Annotated in this window: 12 protein-coding genes and 1 tRNA gene; 9 read left to right on the top strand and 4 right to left on the bottom strand. The window is 38.9% G+C overall.

The features are described 5' to 3' along the window. Positions 1–20: 20 nt before the first annotated feature. Positions 21–659: an MBL fold metallo-hydrolase gene (locus ACUXV0_RS09055; RefSeq protein ID WP_446192767.1), complete on the top strand. Its 639-nt coding sequence runs from the start codon at positions 21–23 to the stop codon at positions 657–659. A 3-nt stretch (positions 660–662) separates the two neighbouring features. Then, positions 663–1,340, top strand: coding sequence for a CDP-diacylglycerol--serine O-phosphatidyltransferase (gene pssA / locus ACUXV0_RS09060; protein WP_446192768.1), 678 nt, complete (start codon positions 663–665; stop codon positions 1,338–1,340). On the opposite strand, the gene ACUXV0_RS09065 is transcribed toward pssA, so the two are convergent. Both ACUXV0_RS09065 and ACUXV0_RS09070 read right to left on the bottom strand, forming a co-directional pair. Next, positions 1,326–2,171 (bottom strand): M23 family metallopeptidase, encoded by an 846-nt coding sequence (locus ACUXV0_RS09065; RefSeq protein WP_446192769.1) that lies wholly within the window; start codon positions 2,169–2,171, stop codon positions 1,326–1,328. The two genes, pssA and ACUXV0_RS09065, sit on opposite strands and share 15 nt — an antisense overlap. 97 nt (positions 2,172–2,268) lie before the next feature. After that, positions 2,269–3,693, bottom strand: coding sequence for a thioredoxin-like domain-containing protein (locus tag ACUXV0_RS09070; protein WP_446192770.1), 1,425 nt, complete (start codon positions 3,691–3,693; stop codon positions 2,269–2,271). A 73-nt stretch (positions 3,694–3,766) separates the two neighbouring features. On the opposite strand from ACUXV0_RS09070, the gene ACUXV0_RS09075 reads away from it, so the two are divergent. After that, positions 3,767–4,522 carry a YdcF family protein gene (locus tag ACUXV0_RS09075; RefSeq protein WP_446192771.1) on the top strand — a complete coding sequence of 252 codons (756 nt, stop codon included), beginning with the start codon at positions 3,767–3,769 and terminating at the stop codon, positions 4,520–4,522. Here the strand turns inward: ACUXV0_RS09075 and pfkA are convergent. Then, entirely contained in the window at positions 4,519–5,493 is a 975-nt protein-coding gene (gene pfkA, locus ACUXV0_RS09080; protein ID WP_446192772.1) for a 6-phosphofructokinase, read from the bottom strand. The genes ACUXV0_RS09075 and pfkA overlap by 4 nt on opposite strands. 275 nt (positions 5,494–5,768) lie before the next feature. Here pfkA and ACUXV0_RS09085 point away from each other — a divergent pair, with 275 nt between their 5' ends. The 4 genes from ACUXV0_RS09085 to ACUXV0_RS09100 all read left to right on the top strand — a co-directional run bounded on the left by ACUXV0_RS09085 (position 5,769) and on the right by ACUXV0_RS09100 (position 10,434). Continuing rightward, a complete protein-coding gene (locus ACUXV0_RS09085) occupies positions 5,769–7,604 on the top strand; it encodes a hypothetical protein (RefSeq protein WP_446192773.1) in 1,836 nt (611 codons plus the stop codon). A gap of 118 nt (positions 7,605–7,722) precedes the next feature. Further along, positions 7,723–8,607, top strand: coding sequence for an ACP S-malonyltransferase (gene fabD, locus ACUXV0_RS09090; protein WP_446192774.1), 885 nt, complete (start codon positions 7,723–7,725; stop codon positions 8,605–8,607). A 130-nt stretch (positions 8,608–8,737) separates the two neighbouring features. Continuing rightward, positions 8,738–8,808, top strand: a tRNA-Gln gene (locus tag ACUXV0_RS09095). 87 nt (positions 8,809–8,895) lie between these two features. After that, a complete protein-coding gene (locus ACUXV0_RS09100; RefSeq protein WP_446192775.1) occupies positions 8,896–10,434 on the top strand; it encodes a SulP family inorganic anion transporter in 1,539 nt (512 codons plus the stop codon). Here ACUXV0_RS09100 and ACUXV0_RS09105 read toward each other — a convergent pair. After that, complete coding sequence (locus ACUXV0_RS09105) at positions 10,431–11,207, bottom strand: hypothetical protein (protein WP_446192776.1); 777 nt, start codon at positions 11,205–11,207, stop codon at positions 10,431–10,433. The two genes, ACUXV0_RS09100 and ACUXV0_RS09105, sit on opposite strands and share 4 nt — an antisense overlap. Positions 11,208–11,488: 281 nt before the next feature. Between ACUXV0_RS09105 and ACUXV0_RS09110 the strand changes: the two genes are divergently transcribed. Next, complete coding sequence (locus ACUXV0_RS09110) at positions 11,489–12,853, top strand: deoxyguanosinetriphosphate triphosphohydrolase (RefSeq protein ID WP_446192777.1); 1,365 nt, start codon at positions 11,489–11,491, stop codon at positions 12,851–12,853. Between the two features lie 88 nt (positions 12,854–12,941). Then, positions 12,942–13,418, top strand: a complete 477-nt coding sequence (locus tag ACUXV0_RS09115; protein ID WP_446192778.1) for an SRPBCC family protein — start codon at positions 12,942–12,944, stop codon at positions 13,416–13,418. Positions 13,419–13,436: the final 18 nt, after the last annotated feature.

The following is a 13,436-nucleotide window of genomic DNA, read 5'->3' on the forward strand; positions in this document are numbered from 1 at the left end:
AAGACATAATTCAAAGTCACATGAGCACAGTAAAAAAGTTTATTTTTTCGCCTTTTTCAGAAAATACCTACGTGGTTTATGATGATTCGGATGAAGCCATAATCGTTGATCCGGGCTGTTTAGCTCAGCATGAGAAAGAAGAGCTAAAAGCGTTTATTACTTCAAATGGTCTAAAACCAAAAGCACTTCTGCAAACCCATACACACCTCGATCACGTTTTTGGAAGTGCATACGTCAAAAGAAATTTCAATATCAAAATGTACATGCACAGAGCCGACCTGCCGGTCTTATCTGATGTAGAAAATAGATGTAAAACATGGGGTATCCCGGGTTATGAGCCTGTTGAAGCCGATGAGTTTTTAGAAGAAGGAGAGCAATTCACTTTTGGAAATACAACTTTAGACATAATCTGGGTACCGGGTCATGCTCCTGGTCATCTGGCCTTTATAAATCACAAAGAAAAATATGTTTTAGGAGGAGATTGCCTTTTCAAAGGTAGTATAGGGAGGACAGATTTTCCTCTCTGTAGTCATGAGGATCTTATGAATAGTATTCGTAAAAAGTTCTTTACACTGCCAGATGACTACACCATCTATGCCGGACACATGGATGAAACTACCGTTGGTTTTGAAAAGAAATTCAATCCATTTTTTAAGTAGCTCATGAAAGTCTTTACGCTTCCAAACTTCATTACACTAGGTAATCTACTTTGTGGTATCCTCGGGATTCTTGAGCTAAATGCCGGCAGAGCTGAAAATGCCGGTTATCTTATTTTCATAGCTCTTATATTAGATTTCCTTGACGGTTTTGTGGCCAGACTTACAAACTCATACTCAGATATTGGGAAACAACTAGACTCCTTAGCTGACATGGTAAGCTTTGGCGTCTTACCTTCACTTATTTTATACTCTCTGGTAGACTCAGAAGAATGGTATCGCTTTATAACATTTATGCCAGCACTCTTCTCAGCACTTAGATTAGCAAAGTTTAATATTGACGAACGTCAGGGAGATACATTTTATGGTGTTCCTACACCTGCCAACGCTATGACCATTGCTTCTCTGCCATTTATACTCCATTCATTACAAACGCAACTCTCTTCTATTATCTTGATTTGGTCAATTTTAGCATACTCAGTAGTTATTAGCGTTCTCATGATCGCTGACATACCTTTATTGGCGTTAAAATTCAAAGATTATACTTTTAAGAATAACAGCCTCAAGTATATCTTCTTAATGATCTCACTTCTTTTAATAGCCTTTCTGAAGCTGGCGGCAATTCCTCTAATCTTAGGAGTTTACCTTACGGTTTCCTTCCTTAATAATTTAAATAGAAGGTAGACGTAAAGCATTAACATGTAGCATAGGCTTCATGCCCGGCAAAGGTGCGGCATCGATTACCTTTCTAGGTCTATGCTCTGGAAGATGTGTCTCGTAAACTGTCTTTGCTTTTTTTAACCAAGGGTAATGATTTACAGGCGTAGGGTTACCAGCTTTATCAATTTTCAGGAACATTAAATGCAAATGAGTATCTGACCTGTTTCTTTCTGCATTAAAACCAGAACGACCCACTTCGCCTATTTTATCACCTTGCTCTACTATCTGGCCTTCTTTAACATAGACTACTCTCTGATGAGCGTAATACCATAAACCTCCAGATTTAAAATCTAAAACCCAGACATAGTTTCCTCCTTTATAGCCCATTTCCTCTGTCCATTCGGTTTCGGTAGCTATAACTACTCCATCGTTTACAGATACCACATCTACATACTCATCGGTATTATCATCTTTACAGTCTCTGTTCACATCATAAATGAAAATATCATGAGCAGGATGGCTTTTGGCCACCGAATGATCAAAAAGGTTAAAGTGACGAGCATAGAACCCCCGGCCTCTTCCTCCTACCGACTTATAATTTTTTGTTCTTAAAGGAAACACCAGATTCATAGCCAGGGAGTCATACTCTGCAGGCATATAAATGGAATGAAGCTCATTAATGATTCTCTTAAATTCTAATTCAGCAGTTTGGCTATCAATTTTCTCTTCTCTGATAGCCACCAATAGTTCCTTGAAATTTAGAGGCTCTTCATCATCCTCACCCGCCTCTGATTGAGAACTACAGGAGAAATTAGTAAAGATGTATAGTAGTAGAAAAACGGACTTCAGTTGCATGCGAAAACTCTTGACTCTTTTCAGGCTCAGAAATCAAAGATACAAAAGCAAAACAATCAAATACACAAAAAAGCCACCCAAAGGTGGCTAAATTTTATTATTTCGATTTCGCTGAGCTCTGTTTTCGCTCATGGAATTCGATAAATCTATCAAACTCTTCAATTGGAATACGCTTCCCAATGATTCTTTTTTCTGAATCTAAAATATATGAAGTAGGAGTGGCGTATACGTCATAATTATCTCTAAAGTAATAATGATGCCCTTGATCCCATAGGTTCAGCATATCCTCACCGGTACCAAACTTATTGATGAATTCTTTCATCTCTTCCAGTTCATAATCTACCGAAACGTTATAGATAGCTATACCCTTTTCTTTGGCCTTCTTGGCATACTCTACTAAATCTGGAGCGGCATCTTTACAGTGGCCGCAGTCTGGGCTGTAAAAGTAGACTATCGTATATTTTGCATTACTCTCTTGAACCGTATGAGCTTTGCCCAGGGTATCATAGACATAAAGCCTAGGGAAGACCTCACCCGTTCTTAGAGGCTTCAGTATTTTAACTCTTTCTTTAAATTTATTCAGCTGATCTTCAGAAAGCCAATCAGCATCTTTAAGGTAATACTCTTCTGCCAGATGGACAAATACCCCATCAAGGCCTACGATTTCAGAATTCTCATACTTATTAGTCACCCACCAAAGTACATATCTATATACCTCAGGGTTTTGTTTAGAAAGTCCCACTACCCTGTCAGCATCAACAATTACACTGTCTTGCACCTGAAAAACCAGATCTTTGAAATACTTTTCAAGCTTGGTTTGGAGGAAAGGAGTCCTTAAAATCCTGTCATCGCTAAAATCTATATTATCCCAGAAATGAGCTTTGTAGAATCTAAAAGCAAAGGTACTATCCTTTGAGCCATCCGGATTTAAAGGTATCTCTGTTGGCACCTCAATCTCCTTATTGGCCTTGATAACCTTTGCGGCAAAAGTCCCCTCATTATCATCAATAGCACTATTCATGTAATCCTTAAACTCTTTCTGCAAAGCCATCATCTTTTCGCGTCTTAGCTTATTTGCATCAGGGGCTGTTTGATCTATTGAAGCATTTACCGCAGCAGCCTTATCATTCATTGAATCAAGAAACTTTCTGTATCCAAAAAGAATATCGTTCTCCTTTGACCCTTTAAACTGGACTGATCTGACAAAATTGGTTGTATCTGCTTCTATCTCAAATGCTTTCTCATCACCACTGTAAATAAAATCGTAGTATTTTGAAGAACTCAAAACAATAAGGTAAATCCCCCCTTTGAGTGGTTCTTCTCCTTCAAAATGATAAACGCCATTCTCAAGCTTAGCAGAATCGACTTTGATATATTGATTATAGCCTAAAAAGTGAGCTAAATGAATGTATTTATCCTGAGGGCCACCCTCAAGCTTAACCTTAATACTGTATTCTTGCTGTGCAAAACCAAAACTGGTAAGTAATACTATCAGAAGAGCACATAATGAAAATTGTTTCATATTAGGATTTATTAATTACTGGATACAAATTTATAGATAAACAGATATTTCGCCTGTTTATTAACAGATCTTTATGTTTTTCATTCTTTCAAAACTTTTGAGCTTTCTGCTCATGCCGGTCGGAATCATCCTCATACTTCTAACCCTAAGTATTCTACTTAAAAACCGTACCAAATCAAAAGCAGTAGTCCTATTTACAATTCTGTTAACATATTTATTCAGCTGCCCTTTTTTGGTCAATAAAGCTCTGAGGATGTGGGAGTACCCTCAAAAAAGCATTTCAGCCGTAGAGAACAGGACTTACGGAGTAGTTCTCACAGGAGGCATTGCAAACGAAAGTTTACCATATACAGAAAACGTGAATATAGACTATGCCGCGGATAGAATCTGGCAAGCCCTACAATTATATAAGAACAAGAAAATCACTAAGATTCTTATTACAGGAGGAGATGTAGGTATCCTACACAAAAAAGAAGTTACTGAAATAGATTTAGCCTATAACTTCCTAAAAGCGAATGGAGTGAATAAAGATGACATTCTTCTGGAAAAGAAAGCTCGCAATACATTTGAAAACGCTCTACATACAAATAGCCGACTGCAAAAGCGTAATATCATACTTATCACCTCTGCATTTCATATGAGACGAGCCGTTGGTTGTTTTGAAAGGCAGGGCTTCAATGTCCAGCCTTTCCCGAGCCACTTTATGAGTCGTCAGTCAAAAACAGACCTCACCGACTTTTTCCCAAATTCAGGTTCTTTTGGCATCAGCGAGACACTCATGAAAGAGCTTGTAGGAACCGCAATCTACAAGCTAAACGGATATCTTTAAATACTAAGAATGTGTACCATTCTAAGTAAATCATCATGAATTGGCTTAGGTTTCTTGATGGTATCTATGAATGGTGTGTAGACGAGGTTATTATTAACAATACCCGCCATCACGTTCTTTTGACCATCTATAAGACCTTCAATTGCACCCAGACCTAGTCTACTGGCCAGAATTCTATCGTAAGCAGTTGGTATACCACCACGCTGAATATGCCCTAGTGTAGTAACTCTAATATCTAGTTTATCACCAACTTTGCTTTTGATCTTATCAGCTATCTCTGGTGCTTTACCTTCTTCATCACCCTCTGCCACTACTACAATAGACGAAGACTTAGATCTACTCCATCCATCTTTCAAAGCAGAAACTACCTTTTTAAGCGGTGTATGAGTTTCTGGTACCATAACAATCTCAGCACCTCCACCAATACCAGACTGGATGGCGATATAACCTGAGTCACGACCCATTACCTCAATGAAGAATACACGGTCATGTGAATCTGCCGTATCTCTAATTTTATCAATTGCCTCTAAAGAAGTATTTACAGCGGTATCAAAACCAATAGTGTAATCTGTACCATATAGGTCATTATCAATAGTACCAGGGCAACCAACAGTTGGGAGTTCATACTCGTTATAGAATACCTCTGCTCCGGTAAACGTACCGTTACCACCAATAGCCACCAAACCTTCAATGCCCTCGGCCATTAAGTTTTCGTAGGCTTTCTTTCTACCCTCAGGAGTCATAAACTCCATACTTCTGGCAGACTTTAGCATGGTACCGCCACGCTGAACAATATTGCTTACTGATCTTGAGTCTAAAGGAAAGATATCGCCGGTAATCATACCATTATATCCTCTTCTGATCCCATACATTTCCAGTCCATGGTAAATACCACCACGTACTACGGCTCTTATACAAGCATTCATACCTGGTGCATCTCCACCTGAGGTAAATACGGCTACTTTCTTCATTTCCTTTATTCCTGTTTTTAGACAACGGTGGCAAAAGTAAAGAGTTTTCAGGATTTACACCAATCGAATTATTATCATGATTTTATTAATTCTCGTTTAGCCGTTCTGAACTGTACTATACTTATATCTTTCATCATTATTTCATAGACTTAAGGCTATTCTGCTGTAAGCACTACCCCTTAATCATTATAGACGTTTTTGGCACATTATTTGGTCATCTATTTGCGAACGCTGGAATCCCCCAAAATAATTTGTCCAGGAATAACGATTAAAGAATGTTTAAAAGAATTACACAAGCGTTACCGACTTTCCTAATATTAGTCGCGTTAAGCTTTCTAACAAAAAACAGTGCTGAGGCTCAGGGAGTTGGGATAGGCACTACTGAGCCAGATAACTCGGCCATATTGGATCTGAGTTCTTCTGACAAGGGTCTCTTACTACCTAGAATGAGTTTGGAAAACAGAACCAAAATTGAGAAACCTGCCAAAGGACTCATTGTTTACCAAACAGATTTTATGTCTGGTCTTTACATTTATAATGGTCAGCAATGGTCATCTTTAGGAAATACTGAAGCAAAATTAACAGCCGATAATAGCGTTTGGGGAACGTCAGGAAACACAGGGCTGGATGCTAGTACTGCTTTCATAGGTACTATTGATAATACTCCCTTAGTTTTTAAAGTGAATGATGTCAATTCAGGGAAGATTGACCCTCAAAGAGGAAACCTTTTCTTCGGATTCAAGGCAGCACCGATTTCCGATAGCTATAATTCAATCGTCCTTGGTGCCTTGGCAATGCAAAAGGCAAATACAAGCGGAAATAACATTTCTATCGGTTTTCAGTCAATGTTTAGCAATGAAACCGGAGGACATAACGTAGCATTGGGTACAGGCTCAATTGCGGCCAACGTTCATGGAGCTAATAACGTGGCTATCGGTTCTTTATCAGGTTATAAGTCTACGGGATCAGGTAATGTATTCTTAGGATTCCAGTCAGGTTACGCTGAGCAGGGAAGCAATAGATTGATCATTAATAATGACGCCAACAGAACTCCACTTATTTATGGTAATTTTGAAACTGGTCAGCTAGGTATTAACACTTCAAACCCTGGCAATACCCTTACCATTAAAAGTAATTTAACGAACTCCAGCGGACTTCGTTTTTCTAGTTTAAATAACACTTCACCGGCCTCAGTTTCAAACGGAAAAGTACTTTCTGTAGATGCCAGCGGAGATGTAATTTTAGTAGCAGACCAAGTAGGTGAAACTACTGAAGTTACTACTTACTGGAATGCATCTGGAAATAATATTTCGAACTCCAACAGCGGAGTTACAACAATTAAAAACGGCCTTCAGCTTAGCTCATTCCAAAATATGTCTGACAAGTTCTTAGGGCTTGACAATGCTGGAAATGTAGTACCTGTAGACGCTCCTTCCCCTGTAGTAGAACATGGAGGCGGAGATAGTGGACTTTGGTATTATGACGCTAATGACGGAAAAATCAAGCCTTCTACAGAAGCTGATGTTCTCATCAGTAAAAGGTTTGATGCTCACGGACTAGACCTCGGCTGGGGTGGTATTAAATTCAAAGAACTTAATAGTAACTACCCAAATCCTTTCCCTTCTAATGGCTTAGCACTTTCACTAGATGAGTATGGCCACGTCATCTTAACTGCCAATTCTGATGGTGGTTCGGGTTCCGGAAGCTCAGTTTGGAGTCATGCGGGCAATATCATTCGTACACCGGGAGATCAGAAAGTGGTAATCGGAACTGGGATGAATTCTTATCCTGATGGCTATTCTTTATTTGTGAAGAAAGGCATATTGGCCGAGCGAGTAAGAGTAGCAGTGGCCAACTCAGCTAAATGGGCAGATTACGTTTTTGCTGATAATTATAACCTTATGCCTCTAACTAAGGTGGAAGAGTTTATTGAAGAAAATGATCATTTGCCTAATGTACCTTCTGCTCAGGAAGTAGCTGAGGGCGGTATAGATATCGCAGAAATGTCTGCGAAGCAAATGGAAAAAATTGAGGAGCTTACGCTTTACCTTATTGAGGCAAACAAGCGAATTGAAAAGCTCGAAAAGGAAATAGCTCAACTTAAAAAGTAACTTTTACTTTCTTGAGAGTACAGACATCCCGCCAACTGTGGCGGGATGTTTTGTTTATGGCCGCTATGAAAGAACCAAAAGGAGCTGTTAACTTGCAGCCGAATTAAAACAAAAGAATATGACCGCATATGTTTTCCCCGGACAGGGAGCTCAGTTTAGTGGAATGGGTAAAGACCTGTATGAAAGCTCTGCCAAAGCGAAAGAATTGTTTGATAAAGCCAACGACATCCTGGGCTTTGAGATAACGAAGGTAATGTTTGAAGGAACTGCCGAAGACCTACAGGAAACTAAAGTGACACAACCCGCCGTATTTCTTCATTCTGTTATCAAGGCCATGACTCAGGAATCGCTGGATGCAGATATGGTAGCTGGTCATTCTTTAGGAGAGTTTTCTGCTTTGGTAGTATCAGGAGCTTTGTCTTTTGAGGATGGTCTTAAACTGGTTTCACAAAGAGCACAAGCGATGCAAAAAGCGTGTGAAATAAACCCATCAACAATGGCCGCGGTTTTACGCCTTGAAGATGAAAAAGTAGAAAGTATTTGTAAGGCAATTTCTGAAGAACTAAACGAAGTTTTAGTTGCTGCTAATTATAATTGCCCTGGTCAATTGGTAATATCTGGATCTGATGCGGCTATTGATGAAGCAGTAGTAAGAATGAAAGAGGCCGGAGCAAAAAGAGCGTTGAAACTGCCTGTAGGGGGTGCATTTCACTCGCCTTTAATGGAACCTGCAAGAGAACAGCTGGCTCAGGCGATTGAAAATACAAGTTTCAGTACTCCTCAATGTCCCATTTATCAAAATGTAACAGCTTCTCCATCTTCAGACGTTGAAACTATCAAAGCCAATCTTATTGCACAGCTTACGGCTCCGGTTAAATGGACTCAATCTGTACAGAAAATGGTAGAGGATGGTGCTAAAAGTTTTATTGAATGCGGACCAGGCAAAGTTTTGCAAGGATTGGTTAGTAAGATTTCGTCTGAGGTAGAAACTTCAGGAATATAGGAAATTGCATTTTTCTAATAGTGTCACTTTGAGCCAATTAATTGGTGTAAGGTAGATTTTCAAATTATTTTTAAGATCAAGCCTTGCAAATCAAAGTAGACCTGTTAATTTTGCATCCACAAAACAGGATTGGCCTGTGGTGTAATGGTAACACAGAGGTTTTTGGTGCCTTTATTGAGGGTTCGAGTCCTTCCGGGCCAACTAAAAGAAAATCGCAATCGAAAAGAATTCGGTTGCGATTTTTCTTTTTTAGCATGTCTAATTGCATTTAAATAAGCATTGTCATAAATGAAACAAGTCCTATCATTATTTGACTTATCTCAGAAAGTCAACTACAAGAATGAGATACTTTCAGGTCTTACAGTAGCCTTAGCTCTTATCCCGGAGGCCATTGCATTTGCCTTAATTGCAGGACTCTCGCCACTTACTGGTTTATATGCGGCATTTACCATGGGCTTGGTAACCTCTGTTTTTGGAGGAAGACCAGGAATGATTTCGGGTGCAACAGGAGCTGTGGCAGTTGTAATCGTTTCTCTAGCCAAAAGTCATGGAGTTGAGTACATTTTTGCCGCCGTAGTACTGGCAGGAGTCATACAAATGGCCGCAGGATTTTTCAAACTTGGTAAATTCATCCGTTTAGTACCTCATCCAGTGATGTTTGGTTTCGTGAATGGCCTTGCCATTGTCATATTTATGGCTCAGCTAACTTCATTCAAAGTGACAGACGCATCAGGTGATCTGGTTTGGATGCAAGGATCGCAGTTATACATTATGCTTGGCTTGGTATTACTTACTATGCTTATCATATGGGGCTTACCTAAGCTTACGAAAGTAGTTCCTGCTTCTTTAACCGCCATTTTAGTAGTAACGGCCATCGTGTTAGGTTTAGGCCTGGAGACAAAAACGGTAGGAGATATCAGTTCTATTCAGGGTGGCTTCCCTCCTTTCCATATTCCGTCTGTACCTTTTAACCTGGATACATTAGGCGTTATATTCCCTTATGCACTCATCATTGCAGGCGTAGGTCTTATTGAAAGTTTACTAACGCTAAACCTCATTGATGAAATTACCGAAACCAGAGGAAGAAGTAATAAAGAGGCCATAGCTCAAGGAGCAGCAAACTTCATTACCGGATTATTTTCTGGGATGGGTGGCTGTGCTATGATTGGTCAGAGTTTAATTAATATTTCATCTGGTGCCAGAGCAAGACTTTCTGGTATTGTGGCCTCAGTCATGCTTTTAGTTTTTGTCATGTTTGGTGCCGATTATATTGAGCAAATGCCTATGGCTGCATTGACCGGCTTAATGATCATGGTATCCATCGGTACTTTTGAGTGGGCCAGCTTTAAAGTTATTGGCAAAATGCCTACACATGATATTATCGTAGGGATTCTAGTAGCAGCCATAACTGTATTATTGCATAACCTGGCTCTTGCTGTTTTGATAGGGGTGGTAATCTCAGCCCTAGTATTTGCCTGGGAAAATGCCAAAAGAATCAGAGCCCGTAAGTTTGTAGATGACCAGGGCGTAAAGCATTATGAGATTTTTGGGCCACTTTTCTTTGGATCTACTCAAGCTTTTGCAGAAAAATTTGATGTACATGGTGACCCGGAAAAAGTGATAATTGACTTCAAAGAGAGTAGAGTAAATGATATGTCTGGAATTGAAGCTCTAAACAAAATCACAGAAAGATATCATAAGGCTGGCAAACAAGTACATCTGAAACACCTAAGTGCTGACTGTAGAAAACTTCTTGAAAACGCCGAGAAGATCATCGATGTCAATATTATGGAAGACCCTACTTATAAAGTAGCCGTAGAGATCTAATCCTCCTTAAGCGAAGTGATGTAGTTTGTTACCTCCTTCATTGACCTGCTTTTCTTTTTATGACTTACCATGTAAAAGTAGACGATGGTAAACAAATAAGAGAGGTAGCCAATTACCAGGGCAGAAGTGTAATTATCCTCTATAATGGGGATAAAAATGCTGAAAGTACACACAAGGTCAAAAACCACCTGTAAGAATACAGCAAGCAAACCTATGATTACCTGTATCTTATTTTCTACTACTCTTTCTGCCGAATACAGTATGAGCGTATCTACAAAGACGTAAAAGAAAATAGGAAATATGTGTAGCGGCTCTACTTCATTTAAAAGGATGAAAATGAAGAACAAAAAGAAGCTTCCGCCGATGGCACATACTGTGATCCATCGTTTCACACTATTTATCTCAATAAATCCATTAAGGACTCTCAAGTTCGAAAGAACAAACATTTTTGAAATCAAAAATGAAACCATACCTATAAACACACCATAGCGATTTGGCTGAAGAAGTATAAACACAAAACCAAGGCCTGCCGTAAGCAGTACCCAAAAGTTATTCATGCGAACCCTGGAGAAGTTTTTGGGCCATGCTTTAGGAACAAACTCCAATAATAGCCAGGCAATTGGCACACTAACCAAGGGAAATTTCCAAAATCCAATGTCTAGATTGTACACATAAACTACAGATACCAAAAGCAGAAGAAATCCAGAGACAGCAATGTTTAATCTGACTCTATGGCTCCAGCAAGGAAAGGCACTTGACAATAATTCTTTCAATTCTTTAAAAATTTAGTAATAACACTTCTTTTTTAAAGATTCACTCAGTATCAGACATACCTTATTCGAATATGCCAGCTTTTTCGTAACAAAAGATCTCCTGACAAATGTAATCGGAGGGAAAATCTTATTGTCGAATGTAAATGTAGGTCTCATTATTAAAACTTTTTAATAAATAAGATGTTCTAATGTTTTTTTTCGATGAATACACCGAGTAAGACTACGTAACTAAAACTATTAATCTTGTTGTAGATTTGCAAACGTTAGACAAAAAAGCAGGAATGAACTGGCAAAAATTATACTCCAACAAAAGATACGGATCAAGAAATAAAGGTGTCAATGATGAAGCAAGAGGGGAATACTTACGGGATTATGATCGACTTATTTTTTCTTCTCAATTCAGACGACTTCAAAACAAAACCCAGGTTTTCCCTTTGCCAGGGGCTGTTTTTGTCCATAATCGACTTACACATAGTTTAGAGGTAGCTTCAGTAGGAAGATCATTGGGGAGAATTGTAGGTGAAAAACTAGCAGAGAAAAATCCTGAATTTACCGAGCAATCAAAAAACTTTTACCGGTTTGAACTTTCAGATGTTATACAGACCGCCTGCCTAGCTCATGATATTGGGAATCCACCTTTCGGTCATTCGGGAGAAGAGGCGATAAGAACCTTCTTTAATGAGCTGGATGCTGACGCCAAAGAAGTAATAGAGTCTCAGTTGACCATTAACCAGTTTAATGATCTCAAAAACTTTGAAGGCAACGCCAATGCCTTTAGAATAATGAGTACCATTTTCAAACGAAGCGGGCTGAAACTTACATACACCAGTTTGGCCTCCATCATCAAATATCCAGTGGATAGCACCAATGGATTTGACAAGAGTACCGGATTATTGAGTACCAAAAAAAGTGGCTATTTTGATGCAGAACTTCCTGTGGTTCAGTCAATGGCTTCTGAACTAGAAATAACAGCTATTGACCAGAAGAAAAACCTGTACTCCAGACATCCATTCGTTTATCTTGTAGAAGCGGCGGATGATATCTGTTACCGTATAATTGACCTTGAAGATGCTTTCAGGCTAAATATCTTGAGTTTTGAAGAGGTAAAGTCACTGCTGTTACCATTTTTTGAGCATGCTCCAAATAAAGAATACATTGATGAACAAATGCATTCAATTAAAGATGAAAAGCAAAAGCTCTCTTTATTGAGAGCCATGTTGATTAATCTCCTCACCAATAAATGTGCTGAGGTATTTATGAAGAATGAGTCACTTCTACTCAATGGAGAGTTAAATGAAAGTTTGATAGACCTAATTGATGAGGAGTCTTTCAGACTAATAAAGAAGATTGACGATATCTCGGTTAAGAAAATTTACAATCATAAGTCCGTAATTGAAATAGAAATTGCTGGTTATCATGTCATTGGCGGCTTACTAAGAGAGTTCGTAGGTGCAATTCTTGAACCCAAATCAGCCAAATCAAAGAAACTGCTCAGACTTATCCCTTCTCAATTTGAACTACAAAAAGATGGTGATTTATATCAAAACTTACTCGCCATTATCGATTTCATTTCTGGAATGACAGACATCTATGCCATAGACCTCTACAGAAAAATTACGGGTATTCAGATCCCTTCGTTAAGCTAAAAACTTGTCATTAAGTGTCTAAGATTGTTTGGGTTCATCGAATTTATTTGAGGATACGTATGTTTCTACATATATCTCAAATGTATTTATGATTACCTTTAGAAAGCACTCCGGAATTTATACACTAGAAGCGGAATCTGAACTCCCCATCTCATTAGAGCAAGCCTGGGATTATTTCTCCAGCCCAAAGAATTTAGCAGAAATTACACCTCCTCATATGGGCTTCAAAATCACATCGAAACCCTTTGAAAAGGCTTTTTCGGGTCAAATCATAAGTTATAATGTAGGCGTATTGCCAGGTATCAGAACCAATTGGGTCACCGAAATCACTCATGTAGAAGATCAAAAGTTCTTTGTAGATGAACAGCGTTTCGGCCCATATAGGATGTGGCATCATGAACACCATTTTGAAGCCAAAGGCTCAGGGGTATATATGATGGACAGAGTCAGTTTTAAAATTCCACTCGGTTTCCTAGGTGACATCGCTTACGCACTCTTCATCAAAAAACAACTCAAAGGGATATTTGAGTATCGCGAAGAGAAACTTAAAGAAGTATTTAAGTAAAAAAGGCACCTTTTCAGG

It is taken from the genome of Jiulongibacter sp. NS-SX5, assembly GCF_052828545.1.